We start from the raw sequence: 17,988 nt of genomic DNA, 5'->3' as shown, positions 1-17,988 counted from the left end.
TGGGGTGAAGGATTCCCATTGCGCCGCAACGGTTCTCGCCGACGCGGTATGACAGGGCCCTCATCAGAGGGAGAATGCCATGTGGGGGACCTTGTTCAGCGCCGTCGCGCTTGCTGCCGGGCTGGTGTCACCGGCCCAGGCGGATGTCGTCAACCAGTGCACCGGTCAGCACCTGACCGGCGAGATCCGGAACGTGGAGCCGGGGGCGGGCCAGCGTTGGGCCACCCTGCGCGTCCGCAACGCCTCGACCGCCGCGTGTCTGCTCAACGGCTACGGCACGCTGCAACTCACGAACCAGTCCGGGCGCCCGAACCCGACCAACGCGGTCCGCATCGCCCCCGGCCGCGTGCGCATCCTCTTGGCCCCGGGCGCCGTCGCCGACAAGACCCTGCACTGGGGCGTGATCCCCGGCCCGGGCGAACCCGACCAGTGCCAACCACCGTCCACCGCGCTCAAGGTCACCCCGCCGGGCTCCCGAACCGCCGTGACCGTGGTCTTCCCGTTCGGCTCGGTGTGCCAGGGCGGCCGGATCGAACACAGCGCCTTCCACACCCCGTGACCGGACTGGTGGGGTGACCGGAGTGGTGGGCCGACGGTGCCGTCCCACCGTGGCCCACCACCACCCCGATCCCTGTGGGAGCATCCCCACAACCCACAACACCCAACGGGAGCGTCACACCCACTCGGCGTCGTAGGTAGTTACTTTCTACCCGATATCCGGGAGATGTAAACCGCCGGGCGCGGATCGATCGGGGCTAGCCCTGGCGGGTGGGGATGGGCGAAGCTCCTCGGCATGAGTGAGCAGCCGGATCCGTTGGCCCAGATCACGCTGACGCCGCGGGCGTTCGGGGCGGTGTTGGCGGTGCTCGCGCTCGTCGTCGGGTTGGTGTTGGCGATCGTGCCGGTGAGTGTGGCGCATCCGACCAGCAACAGCTCGGTGAGCTGCGGGAACACCTTCGGCGGGGTCGAGAGCGGCGCGCTCGCCGAGGCGTTGGGCAAGCCGGAGCGGCAGGAGCTCGTGCAGTACATCGACATGTGCGAGCGGGCGATCGGGAACCGCGGGGACTACGCGGTGTTCCTCTTCTTCGGCGGGCTGATCGCCGGGTTGGCGCTCGGGGTGGTGCGGCGGGTCAGACCAGCTTCCCCGGGTTCAGAACGCCCGACGGGTCCAGTTCTGCCTTGATGGCGCGGAGTACGTCCACGCCAAGAGGGCCGATCTCGGAGGCAAGGTAAGGGGCATGGTCGACCCCCACGGCGTGGTGGTGGGTGATGGTGCCTAGACCCACGATCGCCTCGCTGGCTGCTTCCTTCGCGCGGCGCCACTGCCCTACCGGGTCGGACGGATCGCGCGGGACAAGAGTCGTGAAGTACAGCGAGGCGCCGGTTTCGTAAGAGTGCGAGATGTGGCAGGCCACGATCGGTCGGCGGCCTCCAGCGGTAAGAGACCTCAACAGCGCCTCCCGCACTGCCTCGCGCAGGTCACCCAACTTCGACCAGTACGTCGCCGTCTCCAGGGTCTCCACGCACATCCCGACGTCCATCAGCAGATCGCGCTGCCGCGGCCCCGCGAACCGCCCGTGCCGCCAGGTCTCCCCCGCCCGGACGCCCAGCCGCACCGCGCCGTCGACCAGTCGCAGCGTCGCCCGGCGGCGGGTCAGCATCTCCTCCCGCGTCGCGCCTTCCCAGCCGATGACCAGCAGGCTCGGCTCGGCGATCCCGCGAGCGCGCAGGTAGCCCTTCACCGCCGCGGTCTTCCACCCACCGGCCAGGGTCAGCGCGACCTCCGTCTCCTGCGGGTCGGACAGCCGGGTGACGGTGCCGAGCACTCCCGCCTGCGCCAACCGCCGCACGACCTCGGCGCCCGCGGCGAACCCGTCGACCACGAACCCCTCGTACCGCTCCCACGCGGGCGCGGGCCGCACCCGGACGGTGACCTCGGTGATCACGCCGAACAGGCCCTCGCTGCCGACCGCGAGCTGCCGCAGGTCGGGCCCGGCGGCCGAGGCGGGCGAGACGCCCAGGCGCCAGTCGCCGCGCGGGGTGGCCAGCCGCACGCCCTCGACCATGTCCTCGAACCGCCCGTAGCCCGCGGAGGCCTGGCCGGACGACCGGGTGGCGGCGAACCCGCCGAGGGTCGCGCGCTCGTAGGACTGCGGGAAGTGCCCGAGGGTCAGCCCGTGCGCGGCGAGCATGCGCTCGGCGTCCGGGGCGACCACGCCCGCCTGGAACACCGCGAGCCGCGAGACCGGGTCGACCGACACGAGCTCGTCGAGCCGCGCGAGGTCGAGCACGACCACCGCGACCTTGTCCCCGCGCAGCGCCGACACCCCGCCGACGACGGACGTGCCGCCGCCGAACGGGACGATCCCGACCCCGTGTGACGCGCAGGCCTCGACGACCGCGCGCACCTGGTCGGGGTCGCCGGGGAGCACCACCGCGTCGGGTACCGGCAGCTCACCGGCACCGCGCCGGACCAGGAGATCCACATAGGACAGTCCGCCGGAGCGGCCGAGCCGATCTTCGCGCTCGACCAGCACGTGCTCTGCCCCGACAATGTCGGCCAGGACGGCCCGCACCGGCGCGGGCAGCACCGACTCGGGCACCGGGAGGCCGGAGTCGGGCGCGACGGGTGTGTCGACGGGGGTCAGCCCGGTTCTCGCGCTCAACCACCTGCTCGCGTGCGCGGGCAACGCGGCGTCGGCGGCACCGGAGGGGGTCCAGCCGCCGCGGACCCGGTGGTCGAGGTGGTCCACAGGCACGTTCACGAATAGAGTGTGACACATGACGGTGAAACGTCACATGGCTTCGCCCAGTCGGGTGGACGACGACGTCCTGTTGGACGCCGCGCGCGACTGCGTGCTCGCCCGGGGGGTGCGCCGCACCACGCTGACCGACGTCGCGCGCGGCGCCGGGGTGAGCCGGATGACGCTGTACCGGCGGTTCCCGGACGTGCGCAGCCTGCTCGCGGCCCTGATGACCCGCGAGTTCGGCGCGCTGCTGGCCAGCACCAACCACGGCGCCGACGGCTCGCACGCCAGGGCGCGGCTGGTCGCGGGCGCGGTGGCCGGGGTGCGCGCGATCGTCGCCGACCCGCTGATGCGCAGCGTGCTCGACCGCGACGGCGAACTGGTGCTGCCGTACGTGGTGCAGCGGCTGGGCAGCACGCAGTACATCGCCGAGCAGTTCTTGCTCGCGCGGCTGCTCGCGGGCCACGCGGACGGCTCGGTCCGCGCGGGCGACCCCGCGGTGCAGGCGCGCGCCCTGCTGCTGGTCGTGCAGTCCTTCGTCCTCTCCCACGGCCCGGCCACCACCGACCTCGACCCAGCCGCCCTGTTCGACGAGCTGGCCCACCTGCTCGACGCCAGCCTGAGACCGGAGCCGACATGAGCACGACCGCGCTGAACGCCGAACGCCGAGCCGCCGACCTGGCCGCCATCACCGCGGGCGAGGTCGTCGACGTCCTGGTCATCGGCGGCGGGGTCACCGGGGCCGGGGTCGCGCTCGACGCGGCCGCCCGCGGCCTGTCGGTCGCCCTGGTCGAGGCCGAGGACCTGGCCTTCGGCACCTCCCGCTGGTCGAGCAAGCTCGTGCACGGCGGCCTGCGCTACCTGGCCAAGGGCGATGTCGGGCTGGCGCACGAGAGCGCCGTGGAGCGCGGCGTCCTGATGACCACCACCGCGCCGCACCTGACCCGCACGCTCCCCCAGCTCATCCCGCTGCACCCGCCGGTCTCCGGCCGCGACGCCGCGCTGGCCTACACCGGCCTGGTCGCCGGGGACGGCCTGCGCCGCGCCACCCGCACCCGCACCGACCTGCTGCCGAGCCCGCGCCGGGTCTCCGCGGCCGAGGCGCGTGCCCTGGCACCCGGGTTGCGCGCCGCCGGGCTGCGCGGCGGCCTGCTCTCGTTCGACGGCCAGCTCACCGACGACGCCCGCCTGGTCGTCGCACTCGCCCGCACGGCAGCGGGCCTTGGCGCGCGGATCATCACCAGGGCCAGGGTGACCGGCGTGGCGCCGGACTCGGTCGAGGTGGTCGACGGGCTGACCGGCAAGCAAGTCCTGGTGCGGTCCCGGGTCGTGGTGAACGCGACCGGGGTGTGGGCGGGCACGCTCGTCCCCTCGGTGCGGCTGCGGCCCTCGCGCGGGTCGCACCTGGTGGTCGACGCGGCCGCGGTCGGCTGCGGGGCGACGTCGCTGACGGTGCCGATCCCGGGCGCGTTCGGCCGGTTCGCGCTGGTGCTGCCGCAGGACGACGGCCGTGTCTACATCGGACTGACCGACGAACCCGTCGACGAGATCCCCGACGTGCCCGCGGTTCCCGAGTCCGATGTGGACTTCCTGCTCGACGTCGCCTCGTCCGTGCTGGAGAGCAGGCTGACCCGAGACGACGTCCTCGGCTCGTTCGCCGGGCTGCGCCCGCTGGTCGACCTGCCCAGCGCGGCGGGCCGCAGCGCCGACCTGTCCCGCCACCACGCGGTGCTCACCGAGGACAAGGTCGTCACCGTGGTCGGCGGCAAGCTCACCACCTACCGCCGGATGGCCGCCGACGCCGTCGACCGGGCCATCGACCTCGCGGGCCTGTCCGCTGGCCCCTCCCGCACCCGCACCCTGCCCCTGGTCGGCGCCGCCCCGCGCACCCGACTGGCCACATTGGACGCTCCACGCCGCCTGATCGCCCGCTACGGCACCGAATCCCCCACGGTGGCCGCGATGGGCCTGCTCGACCCGGACCTCGGCAGGCCCGTCGCCGCCGGGGTCACCGCGGCCGAGGTCATCTGGGCGGTCCGCCACGAGGGCGCCCTCGACGCCGACGACGTCCTGCACCGGCGCACCCGCATCGGCTTGGTGCGACAGGACACCGACGCCGCGCGGCCCGTCGTGACCGACCTGGTCGACCGCGCCCTGCGCGGACTCCTCACCCCCTGACGAAAGAACCGCCGCCGCCCGGGCACGGGCGGCGGCGGTTCGTCCACGGGGGTACTACTGCGGGGTGATCACCGGCGCGCTCGGCTGCCCGAGGGCACCCTGCAGCGCGTTGAGCAGCGAGCCCCACTCGGCCAGGAAGTACTTGATCCCGGCCAGCATGTTGTCCACCGGCTGCCAGATGTCCTCGTAGCCGGGGACCTTGTGCTGGTCGAACACCGGGTCCGGCAGCTGGCAGATGCCCTTGGGCGGGAACCCGTTGGCGGCGTTGGGGTCCTGCAGGTTGACCGCGTGCGGGTTGCCGCCGGAGGTCCGGTCGACGATCTGCGCGATCTGCTCGGGGTTGATCTTGGCGGGGTCCACCCCGTGGTTGATCAGGACCTCGACCGCCGCGCCGATCCAGCGGGCCCGGTCCACCAGCGGCGCCGGGGCACCGGTGGTGGGCGGCGGGCCGCTGGGGCCCCAGCCGTTGGGCGGCTTCACCTCGGTGGTCTGACCGGGCAGCGCGCCGGGGGTGTACGTGCCGGGCGGGCGCTGCGCACCGCCGGGGAGTTGCTGGTACCCGCCGTAGCCGGGGACGTTGGTCGACTGGCCGTAGGTGGGCTGACCGGTCGGCCGCCCGGCGGGCTGCTGGTAGCCGCCGTAGCCGGGGACCTGGCCCTGGCCGTAGTTCGCCGCATTGGTCGTCGAACCGGGCAGCGGCTGGTACCCGCCGTAGCCAGGGATCTGGTTCTGCCCGTAGTTGGCGGTGTTCGTGCTGCCGTTCGGGTTGGTGTAGTGCGCGCCGGAGGCGGTGTCCAGGGTGCCGGTGTTGACCGTCGGCGCCTGGGTGGTGCTCGCGCTCGGCGAGGTGTTCGCCTTGCCGCCGATGGTCGCCAGCAGCTGCTTGACGGCCTTGGCCAGCGCGACGATCTTCTGCACCGTCTGCATGATCTTCTGCAGCGAGGAGACGAACTTCTGCACCTTGCTGAGGATCTTCTGCGCGGTCTGCACCGCCTGCACGACCGAGCGGGCGATGCCCTCGGCGATGCTGGCGCCGAAGCTCAGCCACGCCTTGGCCAGCGCCTCGATGATGATCTGGATGACCTTCTGCACGCACTGGTTGATGAAGTCCAGCACGGCCTTGCGCACCTCGGCCAGCAGCTTGCCCGCGCCGTCGATCGCCTGGCCGACACCCTTGCTGACCTGCGCCAGCGCGTCGAGGCCCTCGGCCTGGGTCGCGGCGGCGCGGCGGTAGGCGTCACCGGCGGAGCCGTGCCAGTTGTTGGTCTGGGTGCGCACCGCCTCGCGGTACTTCTGCGCGGAGGAGATCAGCTGGTCGCCCGCCTTCACCCAGCCCTGCGCGCTGTTGATGATCGAGCCCGCGTCCCCCAGGAGCTTGTCGAAGGGCTCCTTGAGGAACTTGATGTGGTTGATGATCCAGCCGAACCCGGCGCTGGCGCAGGCGCCGAGCGGGTCGCCCGCGATGTTGATGACGTCCATCGCGACGTTGGTGATCTGCAGGCCCGCGTCGAGCCAGTCACCCCGCTCGATGGCCGACTTGGCGCCCTTGATGTCGTTGTTGAGCGCCGTGGCGGCCTGCCCGCCGGTGGACTGCCCAGCCGTCGTGGTGGTCGTGGTCACTTACAGCCTCCCGCCGAAAGTCGCCGCGTTGCCCATGTCGATGCGCTCGTAGTCGCGCGCGACGTCCTCTAGCCCCTTGCGGACGTCGTCGATCGCGGTCGCCACCTTCTGGATGCCCTGCAGGACGTCCCCGCAGGCGGCCATGATCGCGGTGGCGAAGAACTGGCCGATCACCCCGTACGCGGCGTTCGAGATCGACTGCGTCGCCCCGGTCGCCGACTGCACCTGCGCGGCGCAGGTCGCGACGGTACCGGCGTGCGCCCGCATCTCCGCCACGTTGACGTTGAACCCTGTACCCATGGAATCCGCCTTGAGGTCTAGTGCACGACTTCGGGGGGGTTGTCGAAGTAGTCGTCGTCGGAGCGCCGCTCGCGCGGCTTGGCCGCGGGACCGTCCGCGGCGTCACCGGCGTAGCCCTGCGGCAGGAAGGACTTGACCACGTCCAGCGCCGCCGAGTCGCCGACCAGGTCCTCCATCGCCGCGACGACCCTGGCGCCCGCGTCCCGCTGGGCCTGCCTGGTGACCTCGAGGATCACCCTGGCCAGCTGCTCCGGCTCCAGTTCGCGCACGCTCGGCCGCAGCACCAGGTCGGTGGTGACCCCGGCAGCCGACACCCGGACGGTGACGTCGCCGTCGGCCGATGTCGCGCTGCCCCCCACCTCGCGCAGCGCCTTCTCCGCCTTCTGCGCGCTCGCCGCGGTCCGTTGCAGCGTCTCGTCGTACTGCGCGAGCCACTGTTCAGGGTTCATCGCCACACCACTTCCCTGGTCCTGCCTGGAGCATCCGCCTGTCGTTGGACGGAGCATCGCGCGTTCGGTTCCGCGCCGGGTGCCAATCGGCCAACTCGTTTGCAGGCGCACCGGACCGGCGGGTAACCGGCGGCCGCCGACCCGGGATACTGGGGGCCGGGAGGTGGGCGATGCTCCGGGTCGACGGGGTCACCAAGCGCTACGGCGACGTGCTGGCCTGCGACCGGGTGTCCTTCGACGTCGGCGCGGGTGAGCTGTTCGGCTTCGTCGGCGGCAACGGTGCGGGTAAGACGACCACGATGCGCATCGTGCTGGGCGTGTTGGCACCCGATGCGGGCGAGGTCCGCTTCCGCGGCGCCCCGGTCGACCACGCGGCGCGCCGCCGGTTCGGCTACCTGCCCGAGGAGCGCGGCCTCTACCCGCGGATGCGGGTGCTCGACCAGCTGGTCTACCTCGCCGAACTGCACGGCGCGGACACGAACGCCGCACACCGGGCCGCTGAACAGTGGGTCGCCCGGTTGGGGCTGCGCGAGCACCGCGACACCGAGGTGCAGCGGCTGAGCCTGGGCAACCAGCAACGGGTGCAGCTGGCGGCGGCGCTGGTGCACGACCCGCTGCTGCTGGTGCTCGACGAACCGTTCTCCGGGCTGGACCCGCTGGCCGTCGACGTGCTCGTCGAGGTGCTGCGCGAGCAGGCCGCGGCCGGGGTGCCGGTGGTGTTCTCCAGCCACCAGCTCGACCTGGTCGAGCGGCTCTGCGACCGGGTCGGGATCATCAAGGGCGGCCGGGTGGTGGCCGGTGGCACGGTCGCGCAGCTGCGGGCGGGCAGCGGCAGCACGCTGGTCGTCGACGCGCCTGCCGCCCCGGCCGGGTGGGCGGCGGGACTGGCCGGGGTCACCGTGTTGGGGGTCCACAACGGACAGACCAGGCTGCGCGTCGCCCCGGGCACCGACGACCAGCCGATCCTGGCCGCGGCGCTGGCCACCGGCCCGGTGCGCGGCTTCACCCACCAGCACCCGTCGCTGGCCGAGTTGTACCGTGACGCGGTGGGAGTGGACAGCAGGTGAGCCCGCGGCACACGGTCTGGCTGGTGGCGCGGCGCGAGCTGCGCACCCGGTTGCGCGCCAAGTCCTTCCTCATCGGGACCGCGGTGTCGATCGCCGTGCTGATCGGCTTCGTGCTGATGCAGAGCACCCTGTTCGGCGGCGAGCGCGTCACCAGGGTCGGCCTGTCCGGCCAGGCGGCGGCCATCTCCGGCCCGCTGACCGAGGAGGCCCGCGCCCGCGGCATCGACGTCGTGGTGAGCACGGTCCGCGACCCGGCGGCGGGCGAGTCCGCCATCGCCGACGGCGACCTCGACGCCCTGGTCACCGGCACCCCGGCGGCCCTGCACGTGGTGGTCGACGAGTCCCTCGACGAGAACCTGCGGCGCGCGCTCAATAGCCTGGTCCAGCAGGAGGTGCTGCGCGCGCAACTGGCCACGGTCGAGGACCTCGACCCGGACCAGGTCCTGGCCACGGTCGGCGACGCGACGGTGGACGTGCGCTCCCTGCGGGCGCCGGACCCGACGCACGACGAACGCCTGGCGATGGCGTTGGTGATCGTTGCTTTGCTGTACCTGTCGCTGCTGCTCTACGGGACGATGGTCGCGCAGGGGGTCGTCGAGGAGAAGTCCAGCCGGGTCGTGGAGATCCTGCTCGCGACGGTCCGCCCGTGGGAACTGCTCGCGGGCAAGGTCGTGGGGCTCGGCCTGGTCGGCCTGGCCCAGCTGACGGTCGTCGGCGGGGTCGGCGTGGTGCTGGCCGCGGTGACCGACGTGCTGACGATCCCGGGCGTCGCGCTGGGGACGTTGCTGTGGGGGCTGCTCTGGTACCTGCTGGGGTACCTGTTCTACGCCACGGTGTTCGCGGCGGCGGGCTCGCTGGTGTCGCGGCAGGAGGAGACGCAGTCGGTGCTGCTGCCGATCACCTCGGTACTGGTGCTGGCCTTCGTGATGGGCTTCGGCCTGCTGTCCCGCCTGCCCAACGCCAGCGCCACGGCCGTGCTGTCGGTCCTGCCCCCGTTCGCCCCGATCCTGCTCCCGGGGCGACTCGCCCTGGGCACGGCGACCGCGTGGGAGGTCGTCGTGGCCATCGTGCTGATGCTGACCTCGGTGGCGGGTTTGACGTGGCTGGCTGGTCGGATCTACGCCAAGGCGGTCCTGCGGACGGGCCCGCGGTTGCCGTTGCGCGAGGCGCTGCGCAAGTCCTGACCGTGCCCGCTGCCGTAACGTGGGCGAACGGGTCACGGCGGTTGGGAGTCTCGGATGATCGAGGGCGGACAGGTCTACGAACGGGCGTGGAACGACGGCGTGCGCAGGCATTGCCCCGAGCAGCCGGGACACCTCATGTCGTGGGTGTCCTTGTCCCCATGGGAACGAGCCAGCGCCAACGCGGTGTACGAGACCGTGCGCTCCATCGTCGAGGCAGGCGGGACAGAGGGGCTGAGCCGAGTCCAGAAGGGACGGTTCGTGACCCTGCTGCGGATCGCCCAGGTCCACCGGCACTTGTCCTCGCCTCGGGAGTCCATTGTGGCCGATTGGGAGGAACTACCCGCGTGGCAGCGGGAGACGAACGCGGACATCTTCGAACACATCGAGGACCTCATCCTCGGCGCGCGATGAGGTGGAACATGCGGGCCAGGTCGCGGCAGGGGGAACGCGCGGTCAGGGCCAGTTCCAGGCGCTCGAGGTCGGCGTAGTTGTCGTGGCGAACCGCGCGGCTTCGAGGCCACTGCCACCGCCCAGGTCGAGCACCGTTGCGTGGTCGGTCAGGTGGCGGGACGAGTTGGCGTCGGCGAGCGCATAACGCAGCCTGCCCCACGGTGCGTCCTGCCACTCGCGCCAGGTCATTTGATCTTGCCGTAGCGCTCCAGTGCGATCTCGCGCTCGTGCTTGTGGTCCACGATGGGGGCGGGGTACCCGGTGACCTCTGGTGGCTGGTGGGCCTTCTTGCCGGGGACGTCGCGCAGTTCGGGGACGTAGCGGCGGACGTAGTCGCCGTCGGGGTCGAACTTCTCGCCTTGGGTGGTGGGGTTGAAGACGCGGAAGTAGGGGGCGGCGTCGGTGCCGGAGCCCGCGGTCCACTGCCAGCCGTGCTGGTTGGAGGCGAGGTCGCCGTCGACCAGGTGGCGCATGAAGTGGCGGGCGCCCCACCACCACGGGACGTGCAGGTCCTTGACCAGGAAGCTGGCGACGATCATGCGGACCCGGTTGTGCATCCAGCCCTCGGCCAGCAGCTGGCGCATCCCGGCGTCCACGATCGGGTAGCCGGTCTCGCCGCGGCACCAGGCGTCGAAGCGGTCCCGGGCGTCGGCGTCGGTGTCGTGGGTGATGGCGTCGAACTTGCGGTTGTAGTTCTCGCGCGCGCTGTCCGGGCGGTGCCACAGGACGTCGGCGTAGAAGTCGCGCCAGGCCAGTTCGTTGCGGTAGGTCTGGGCGCCCTCGGAGTGGCCCAGGTCGGCGAGCAGGGTGCGCGGGTGCACGCAGCCCCAGCGCAGGTACGGGGACATGCGGCTGGTGCCGTCGACGCCGGGGCGGTCGCGGTCGCGCTTGTAGTGCTCGACGTCGAACTCGGCCCAGGTGTCGTGCGCGGCCTTCTCCCCCGCCGCGGGCAGCTCCGCCGATGTGGCCGGGTCGTCAGGGATCTTGACGCGCCGGGGGCCGCCGTCCTTGTCGGCCGGGTCCATCCAGTCCACAGTGGACGCGTCGGTGTCGGCCGGTTTGCGCCAGCCGTGGTCGAGCCAGGCCCGGCTGAACGGCGTGAACACCCGGTACGGCTCCCCGTCCGCCTTCACCACCCGCCCCGGCGCCACCGCGTACGGCGACCCGGTGCGCACGAGGTCGACCGCCAACGCTCTCCCCACCGCGGCGTCCCGCTCCCGCCCGTACGGCCCGAAGTCGGCCGACACGTGCACCGACCCCGCCCCCACCGCCTCGACCACCCGCGGCACCACGTCGACCGGATCCCCGCGCACCACCAGCAACCTGCCCCCGAGCTGCTCGTCGAGGTCCCGCAGGCACCGGTACATGAACGCCAACCGCGGCCCACCCGACGCCCCGGTCAACCGGTCGTCGAGCACGAACAACCCCAGCGCACTCCCACCCCGCTCCGCCGCCGCCGACAACGCCGGATGATCCCCAGTCCGCAGATCCCGCCGAAACCACACCACCGACTCAGCCACGGCGCGCAACGCTACCCACCCCCCGGCACACCCGCCGAACAACACCACCACCCGATCAGGTCACAACGCGCTTTCTGTGAACAGCACAGCGGCGCCACCCCAGTGGGGCGGCGCCGCTTCGTGGTGGTGTGGGGGGTCAGCGTTCGGTGACACCCTTGTACTCGCGTTCGGTGTGGCCGGTGTAGACCTGGCGGGGGCGGCCGATCTTGGTGGCCGGGTCGTTCATCATCTCGCGCCAGTGGGCGATCCAGCCCGGGAGGCGGCCGAGGGCGAACAGGACGGTGAAGAACTTGGTGGGGAAGCCCATGGCCCGGTAGATGAGGCCGGTGTAGAAGTCCACGTTCGGGTAGAGCTTGCGCTGGATGAAGTAGTCGTCCGCGAGCGCGTGCTCCTCGAGCTGCTTGGCGATGCCCAGCAGGGAGTCGTCGCCGCCGAGCTTGCCGAGGATCTCGTCGGCGGTCTTCTTGATGATGGCGGCGCGCGGGTCGTAGTTCTTGTAGACGCGGTGGCCGAAGCCCATGAGCTTCACCCCGTCTTCCTTGTTCTTGACCTTCTTGACGAACGAGTCGACGTCGCCGCCGGAGTCGCGGATGCCCTCGAGCATCTCGAGGACCGCGCTGTTCGCGCCGCCGTGCAACGGGCCGAACAAGGCGTTGATGCCCGCGGACACGCTCGCGAACAGGTTGGCCTCGGAGGAACCCACCAGCCGGACCGTCGAGGTGGAGCAGTTCTGCTCGTGGTCGGCGTGCAGGATGAACAGCAGGTCGAGCGCGCGGACCAGGGCCGGGTCGAGGTCGTAGTTCTCGGCCGGGAACCCGAAGGTCATCCGCAGGAAGTTCTCCACCAGGCCAAGGGAGTTGTCCGGGTAGAGGAACGGCTGGCCGACGGACTTCTTGTACGCGTAGGCCGCGATCGTGGGCAGCTTCGCCAGCAGCCGGATGGTGGAGATCTCCACGTGGTGGGAGTCGAACGGCTTGAGGCTGTCCTGGTAGAAGGTCGACAGCGCCGACACCGCCGACGACAGCACCGGCATGGGGTGCGCGTCGCGCGGGAAGCCGTCGAAGAAGCGCTTCAGGTCCTCGTGCAGCAGCGTGTGCCTGCTGATCTTGTGGGTGAAGTCGTCCAGCTCGACCTGGCTCGGCAGCTCGCCGTAGATGAGCAGGTAGCTGACCTCGTTGAAGGTCGAGTGCTCGGCGAGCTGCTCGATCGGGTAGCCGCGGTAGCGCAGGATGCCCGCGTCACCGTCGATGTAGGTGATGGCCGAGGAGCAGGAAGCGGTGTTGACGAAGCCGGGGTCCAGGGTGACCAGACCCGTCTTGGCCAGCAGCTTGCCCAGGTCGACACCTGACGTGCCTTCGGTTGCGGCCTCGATCGCCATCTCGTGCTCGCCGCCGGGGTAACGGAGGGCGGCGGTCTGCTCGGTGCCGGTGGGCACAGCGGTCCCGTCGGGCATGCAAGTACCTCTCACACTCGGGCAGGGCGGCGGGTACGGCCGAGCCGGAACGGCCCTGGTCGGGTGCGATAACACGCAGCACCGCCCCATTGGGGTCCTGAGCTTCCTACGCTAGTGCTCCGCGCGCATTACGGACAGCCGTGGCCGGGACCCGCGGGCACGGTTGGGACACGTATCACAGGCGAACTCGGCCCTACGCCGGATCGATCCCCGCCGCGGGACGGGTCAGGCCGACGAGGAGCAGGTCGGCGAGCGCGGTGAACGCGGCACCGTCGGACACCCTGGCGCGCTTGCCGAGCACCCCGGTCTGGATCCCCTCGATGATCCACCCGGCCATCTCGGCGACCAGGTTGGCGTGCACGTCGCGGAACAGGCCCTCGGTGACGCCGTCGCGGATGAACTCACCGATGCGTTCGGCGGCGGCCTTGGCGTTGCGCTCGTAGACCGCCCGCGTGGGGGCGAAGGCGGCGACGTCGGCGGTGAACTCGGGCGAGGCCAGTGCCATCTCCGTCGCGGCGCCGTCGAGGTAGGCGGCGATGCGGTCGCGGGCGTTGTCCGCCAACGCGACCCGCTTCTCGACGCGTTCGGTGGCGCAGCGGAAGAAGTGGCCGACGACCTTGCGCGCCAACTGCTCCTTGCTCGGGGCCAGCGCGTAGAGGGTGGACTTGGAGCAGCGCAGCCGGGCGGCGAAGTCGTCGAGCGTGGCGGCGGCGAAGCCCTCGGTGAGGAAGATGCCCAGCAGCTCCTCCAGCAGTGCCGCCTGCCGCGCCGTGGGGGTGCGCCGTGTCATCCCACCAGCGTATCGACAGGTCGGGCCGCCAAACAGTACTCTGAGCCGTCCTGTAGTACTGGTTTCGGTATCCCGGAGGCCGGACATGCCCGCCGAACGCCTGCTGCCCAGCACGGAGGCCGAGGACCTGCTCAAGCTCACCCGCGAGATCGCCCGCGACGAACTCGCGCCGGTCGCCGCCGAGCACGAGGAGCAGGCCAGGTTCCCGCGCGAGCAGTTCCGGCTGTTGGGCCGCAGCGGCCTGCTGGGCCTGCCGTACCCGGAGAAGTGGGGCGGCGCGGCACTGTCCTACGAGGTGTACCTGCAGGTGCTCGAGGAGATCGCCGCCGCGTGGATGTCGGTGGGCGTGGGCCTGTCCGTGCACACCATGTCCTGCTACGCGCTGGCCGAGTACGGCACAGACGAGCAACGCGCCCGCTGGCTGCCGGACATGCTCGGCGGCGACCTGCTGGGCGCTTACGCGCTCTCGGAGAGCCACGCCGGGTCCGACGCCGCCGCGCTGAGCACCAAAGCACGCCGCGACGGCGACGACTACGTGGTGAACGGCACCAAGGCGTGGATCACACACGGTGGCGAGGCCGACTTCTACACGACCATGGTCCGCACGTCCGACGACGGCAGCCGGGGCATCAGCGCGCTGCTGGTCGACGCCGCGACGCCCGGCCTCGGGTTCGGCGCGCCGGAGAAGAAGATGGGCCTGACCGGGTCGACCACCACCCAGGTGCTGTTCGACGGCGCCCGCGTGGGCACCGACCGGCTGCTCGGCGCCGAGGGCCAGGGCTTCAAGATCGCACTGACCGCGCTGAACTCCGGTCGGCTCGGCATCGCCGCGTGCGCGGTCGGGCTGGCGCAGGCCGCGCTGGACGAGGCGGTCGCGTACGCCAAGCAGCGCGCGCAGTTCGGCAGGGCCGTCATCGAGTTCCAGGGCATCGAGTTCCTTCTGGCCGACATGGCCGCCGCGGTGGAGTCGTCGCGGGCGACCTACCTGGAGGCGGCGCGGCGGCGGGACCGGGGGCTGCCGTTCGTGCGGCAGGCCTCGATCGCCAAGCTGGTGGCCACCGACGCGGCCATGCGGGTCACCACGGACGCCGTCCAGGTGCTCGGCGGGGCGGGCTACACCCGCGACTTCCCGGTCGAGCGGTACCTGCGGGAGGCGAAAGTCCCGCAAATCTTCGAAGGGACCAATCAGATCCAGCGGATGGTGATCGCCCGGCAGTTGCGGGACGCCTGAATCCGTCCAGATACCCGCGCGGTGGGAAAACGGCGAAAATCCGCTCGGGCCAGGCCATCACGTCGTGCACGCTGACAACGATGCTGTTTCCATGGGGGAACACTGCCGGTCGCGTGGACGAGGGTGATCAATGAGCCAGCCGATCCTTGCCGAGCACGTGGTCGACATCCTGGCCAGGCTGGTGACCAACCGGGTCGACGGCGCGAGCAAGCGGGCAGCGGACACCCTCGCCGACGCCGTCGTCGGCCGATTACGCCGGATCCGCCGGGCCTCGGCGTTCGACCTGTTCGAGACCGACCCGCACGCGGGCGCACACCGGCAGACCCTGGTCGACCTGCTCAACACCGAGTTCGCCACCGACGCGGGGTTCCGCGACGCGGTGGCCGGGCTGGCCACGGCGGCTGGCGCTCCTGCGGTGCGGACGCCGGAGCCCAAGCGCGACCACCGGCCGCAGAAGCGGGTGCTGCTCGGCGCCGGTGCCGCGGTGGCCGCGATCGCGCTGGCACTGGGCGGCCGGGCGCTGTACCTGGAACTGACCGGGGCCGCCGAACCGGACGGGACGACACCCTGCCGCACATTCTGGGCGTTGAAGGAGCCGGAGCAACGCGGATTGCTGGTGCGCGCCTATGAAAAGCACGGGGAAAAGCGCCGGACGGACGACCCGTACCTCGTCGCGCGTGTTCTCTACGCTTGTGGACAAAACCCGGAAAACACGGTCGACCAGATCATCACCGCGGACGCGATGCGGCGGTAGCGGGGTCGACACCGGCCCCCGCGCGGGAGGGCCGGTGCCCGTGCGTCAGCCCCGGTAGTACGGGTCCTCGGTCTCGCCGAGGCCGGTCTCGGCGTTGAAGGTGTAGACCTGCTGCCCGTTGACGAACACCCGGGTCGCGCGGCTCATCACGTCGAGCGGGTCACCCGACCAGATGACGACGTCGGCGTCCAGGCCGGGCTTGAGCGCGCCGACCCGGTCGTCGATCCCCATCATCGCGGCGGGGTTGGCGGTGATGGCGCGCAGCCCGACCTCGGGGTCGAGGCCCTCTTTGACGGCCAGCGTGACCTGGTGGACCAGGAAGTTGATCGGCACGACCGGGTGGTCGGTGGTGATCGCGATCCGGACACCGGCCCTGGCCAGGATGCCCGGGTTGCGCAGCGTCCGCTGGCGCAGCTCGACCTTCACCCGGCTGGTGAACAGCGGCCCGATGACCACCGGGATGTCGCGCTCGGCGATGAGATCGGCCAGCAGGTGCGCCTCGGTGCCGTGGTTGAGCACCAGGCGGTAGCCGAACTCGTCGGCCAGGCGCAGCGCGGTGGCGATGTCGTCGGCGCGGTGCGCGTGCTGGCACCAGGGCAGGTCGCCGTCGAGCACGCGGACCAGGGCCTCGTGGGTGAGGTCGCGCTCGAACGGGGTGTTCTCGGCGTGCGCGTGGTCGCGGCGGGCCTTGTAGTCCTGGGCCTTGGTGAGGGCCTCGCGGATGATCGCGGCGACGCCGAGCCGGGTGGACGGCATGACCTTCTTGTCCCCGTACACCCGCTTGGGGTTTTCGCCGAGGGCGCTCTTCATCGACACCGGGTCGCGCAGCAGCATCTCGTCGACCGTGCGGCCCCAGACCTTCACCGCGACGGTCTGGCCACCGATCACGTTGCCGGAGCCCGGTTTGATCACCACCGAGGTGACCCCGCCGGCGAGCGCGTCGCGGAACCCCTCGTCGGCGGGGTTGATGGCGTCGATCGCCTTGACCCTGGCAGTGTTCGGGTCGGTCATCTCGTTGGTGTCCTGGCCCGCCCAGCCCTCGGCCTCCTCGTGCACCCCGAGGTGGCCGTGCGCCTCGACGAAGCCGGGCAGCACCCAGGAGCCGGCGGCGTCGACGACCTCGGCGCCGTCGGGGACGGTCACCTCGTCCGCCGGGCCGACCGCGAGGATCTTTCCGTTGTCGAACAGGACGGTGCCGCCCTGGATCGGGGGACCGTCAATCGGGACGACATAGCCGCCGGTAACCGCTGTGATCACGCGCAGACCCTAACCGCGACCGGCGCGCCCGGCTCGGCGAACGGCCTGGTCAGCAGGTCTTCGCCATCGGCGCGCGGTTACCGGGCGGTCACCTGGTGCCGGGAATCGGGCGAAGGCCCCACGATGCCGCCCACGGCGCGCCGGGCAAGGCGGTCAGCAGGTCGGTGCCCGAGTTGAGCGCGTCCGGCGGGCAGGTCATCGGCTCGATGGCGACAGCGCCACCGTCGTGGCCGGGGAACGAGTCCGGTGTGTACACCTGGACCCAGCCGAACACCGGGTCCGCCCACAGGTCGACGCCGCCGCCCGGGCCGCGCAGCGTGTGGTGGACCAGGCCGTCCGCCGAGGGCAGGCAGCCGCCGAACGCGTCGTCCAGGGTGACTTCGCGGACCAGTTGGCTGAAGCGGGCGATCGGGGTGGCCGGGCCGGACGGGACCATGCGCTCGGGGTCGAGCGGCAGGTGGGTGCCTGCGGCCAGGGCGAGCACGCAGTCGTCGACCTCGGCGCGGCCGGGGCGCGGGTACGGGTGCGCGCCGACGCCGAAGGGCATGGGCTCGGTGCCGAGGTTCTCCACGCCGTGGGTGACGGTGAGGCCGGTGGCGTCGACGGCGTAGGTCATGGTGGCGCGGAAGGGGAACGGCCAGCCGGGGCGACCGTCGATGGTCACCGCGAGGGTGGCGCTGTCGGCGGTCGACCCGACGACGGTCCAGGTCTCGCGGCGGACCAGGCCGTGGCTGGCGTTGCCGCGGGCAGGCTCGGTGACGTCGAGGTCGAGGGTCTTGCCGCCGTGCGTCCACCGGGCGCCCGCGACCCGGTTCGGCCACGGCACCAGTACCGCGCCGGAGCCCATCGGCGGGGCCTCGCCGGCGGGGAAGGTCTCCAGGTAGGCGACGCCGTCGACCTCGAACAGGCGCAGCGTGGCACCCGCGGTGGTGATGACGGCCCTGGCACCGCCGGAGCTGATCTCGATCTCCATGCCCGCGAGCCTATG

19 protein-coding genes are annotated in these 17,988 nt (G+C 71.7%); 9 read left to right on the top strand and 10 right to left on the bottom strand.

The features are described 5' to 3' along the window. The first annotated feature begins 79 nt into the window (after positions 1 to 79). Both BMY07_RS17790 and BMY07_RS17785 read left to right on the top strand, forming a co-directional pair. A complete protein-coding gene (locus BMY07_RS17790) occupies positions 80 to 559 on the top strand; it encodes a DUF4232 domain-containing protein (protein WP_092779616.1) in 480 nt (159 codons plus the stop codon). Between the two features lie 234 nt (positions 560 to 793). After that, positions 794 to 1,183 carry a hypothetical protein gene (locus BMY07_RS17785; protein ID WP_092779614.1) on the top strand — a complete coding sequence of 130 codons (390 nt, stop codon included), beginning with the start codon at positions 794 to 796 and terminating at the stop codon, positions 1,181 to 1,183. On the opposite strand, the gene BMY07_RS17780 is transcribed toward BMY07_RS17785, so the two are convergent. Beyond that, a complete protein-coding gene (locus BMY07_RS17780; RefSeq protein ID WP_092779611.1) occupies positions 1,131 to 2,783 on the bottom strand; it encodes an FAD-binding oxidoreductase in 1,653 nt (550 codons plus the stop codon). The two genes, BMY07_RS17785 and BMY07_RS17780, sit on opposite strands and share 53 nt — an antisense overlap. On the opposite strand from BMY07_RS17780, the gene BMY07_RS17775 reads away from it, so the two are divergent. Next, entirely contained in the window at positions 2,782 to 3,387 is a 606-nt protein-coding gene (locus BMY07_RS17775; protein ID WP_092779609.1) for a TetR/AcrR family transcriptional regulator, read from the top strand. The genes BMY07_RS17780 and BMY07_RS17775 overlap by 2 nt on opposite strands. Further along, positions 3,384 to 4,925 carry a glycerol-3-phosphate dehydrogenase/oxidase gene (locus BMY07_RS17770; RefSeq protein WP_092779607.1) on the top strand — a complete coding sequence of 514 codons (1,542 nt, stop codon included), beginning with the start codon at positions 3,384 to 3,386 and terminating at the stop codon, positions 4,923 to 4,925. Before BMY07_RS17775 ends, BMY07_RS17770 begins: the two co-directional genes overlap by 4 nt. Before the next feature lie 54 nt (positions 4,926 to 4,979). Here the strand turns inward: BMY07_RS17770 and BMY07_RS17765 are convergent, their stop codons facing one another. From BMY07_RS17765 to BMY07_RS17755, 3 genes are read right to left on the bottom strand one after another with little or no spacing between them, the layout of a single operon-like run. Continuing rightward, entirely contained in the window at positions 4,980 to 6,545 is a 1,566-nt protein-coding gene (locus BMY07_RS17765) for a hypothetical protein (protein ID WP_092779605.1), read from the bottom strand. Next, positions 6,546 to 6,845 (bottom strand): WXG100 family type VII secretion target, encoded by a 300-nt coding sequence (locus BMY07_RS17760; RefSeq protein ID WP_092779603.1) that lies wholly within the window; start codon positions 6,843 to 6,845, stop codon positions 6,546 to 6,548. A 17-nt stretch (positions 6,846 to 6,862) separates the two neighbouring features. Beyond that, complete coding sequence (locus tag BMY07_RS17755; protein WP_092779601.1) at positions 6,863 to 7,294, bottom strand: YbaB/EbfC family nucleoid-associated protein; 432 nt, start codon at positions 7,292 to 7,294, stop codon at positions 6,863 to 6,865. A 170-nt stretch (positions 7,295 to 7,464) separates the two neighbouring features. On the opposite strand from BMY07_RS17755, the gene BMY07_RS17750 reads away from it, so the two are divergent. Genes BMY07_RS17750 through BMY07_RS17740 form a run of 3 tightly spaced genes read left to right on the top strand, consistent with a single transcriptional unit; the run spans position 7,465 to position 9,956 of the window. Then, positions 7,465 to 8,361 (top strand): ABC transporter ATP-binding protein, encoded by an 897-nt coding sequence (locus BMY07_RS17750; protein WP_092779599.1) that lies wholly within the window; start codon positions 7,465 to 7,467, stop codon positions 8,359 to 8,361. Further along, the gene (locus tag BMY07_RS17745; protein ID WP_092779597.1) at positions 8,358 to 9,545 is read left to right on the top strand and encodes an ABC transporter permease; all 1,188 of its coding nucleotides are present in this window, start codon (positions 8,358 to 8,360) and stop codon (positions 9,543 to 9,545) included. Before BMY07_RS17750 ends, BMY07_RS17745 begins: the two co-directional genes overlap by 4 nt. Positions 9,546 to 9,599: 54 nt before the next feature. Then, positions 9,600 to 9,956, top strand: coding sequence for a hypothetical protein (locus BMY07_RS17740; RefSeq protein ID WP_092779595.1), 357 nt, complete (start codon positions 9,600 to 9,602; stop codon positions 9,954 to 9,956). Between the two features lie 42 nt (positions 9,957 to 9,998). Here BMY07_RS17740 and BMY07_RS17735 read toward each other — a convergent pair whose 3' ends face one another. The 4 genes from BMY07_RS17735 to BMY07_RS17720 form a co-directional block, all read right to left on the bottom strand. Then, a complete protein-coding gene (locus tag BMY07_RS17735; RefSeq protein ID WP_092779593.1) occupies positions 9,999 to 10,184 on the bottom strand; it encodes a hypothetical protein in 186 nt (61 codons plus the stop codon). Then, positions 10,181 to 11,524, bottom strand: coding sequence for a cryptochrome/photolyase family protein (locus BMY07_RS17730; protein ID WP_425426317.1), 1,344 nt, complete (start codon positions 11,522 to 11,524; stop codon positions 10,181 to 10,183). The genes BMY07_RS17735 and BMY07_RS17730 overlap by 4 nt, the downstream gene beginning before the upstream one ends. Positions 11,525 to 11,651: 127 nt before the next feature. After that, positions 11,652 to 12,968, bottom strand: a complete 1,317-nt coding sequence (locus tag BMY07_RS17725) for a citrate synthase (protein WP_092779591.1) — start codon at positions 12,966 to 12,968, stop codon at positions 11,652 to 11,654. 193 nt (positions 12,969 to 13,161) lie between these two features. Further along, the gene (locus tag BMY07_RS17720; RefSeq protein ID WP_092779589.1) at positions 13,162 to 13,758 is read right to left on the bottom strand and encodes a TetR/AcrR family transcriptional regulator; all 597 of its coding nucleotides are present in this window, start codon (positions 13,756 to 13,758) and stop codon (positions 13,162 to 13,164) included. A gap of 85 nt (positions 13,759 to 13,843) precedes the next feature. On the opposite strand from BMY07_RS17720, the gene BMY07_RS17715 reads away from it, so the two are divergent. Then, on the top strand, positions 13,844 to 14,989 hold the full coding sequence (locus BMY07_RS17715) for an acyl-CoA dehydrogenase family protein (protein WP_092779587.1): 1,146 nt from the start codon (positions 13,844 to 13,846) through the stop codon (positions 14,987 to 14,989). Positions 14,990 to 15,119: 130 nt separating this feature from the next. Then, the gene (locus tag BMY07_RS17710; RefSeq protein WP_092779585.1) at positions 15,120 to 15,743 is read left to right on the top strand and encodes a hypothetical protein; all 624 of its coding nucleotides are present in this window, start codon (positions 15,120 to 15,122) and stop codon (positions 15,741 to 15,743) included. A 45-nt stretch (positions 15,744 to 15,788) separates the two neighbouring features. On the opposite strand, the gene BMY07_RS17705 is transcribed toward BMY07_RS17710, so the two are convergent. Then, positions 15,789 to 17,000, bottom strand: coding sequence for an amidohydrolase (locus BMY07_RS17705; protein ID WP_092779583.1), 1,212 nt, complete (start codon positions 16,998 to 17,000; stop codon positions 15,789 to 15,791). A gap of 88 nt (positions 17,001 to 17,088) precedes the next feature. After that, positions 17,089 to 17,973, bottom strand: a complete 885-nt coding sequence (locus BMY07_RS17700) for an aldose 1-epimerase family protein (protein WP_245782458.1) — start codon at positions 17,971 to 17,973, stop codon at positions 17,089 to 17,091. Positions 17,974 to 17,988: the final 15 nt, after the last annotated feature.

This window comes from Actinokineospora terrae (assembly GCF_900111175.1).
In the GTDB taxonomy this organism is placed as follows: domain Bacteria; phylum Actinomycetota; class Actinomycetes; order Mycobacteriales; family Pseudonocardiaceae; genus Actinokineospora; species Actinokineospora terrae.
Note: the sequence above shows the minus strand (reverse complement) of the source record. Positions and strands in the feature narration are given on the sequence as shown.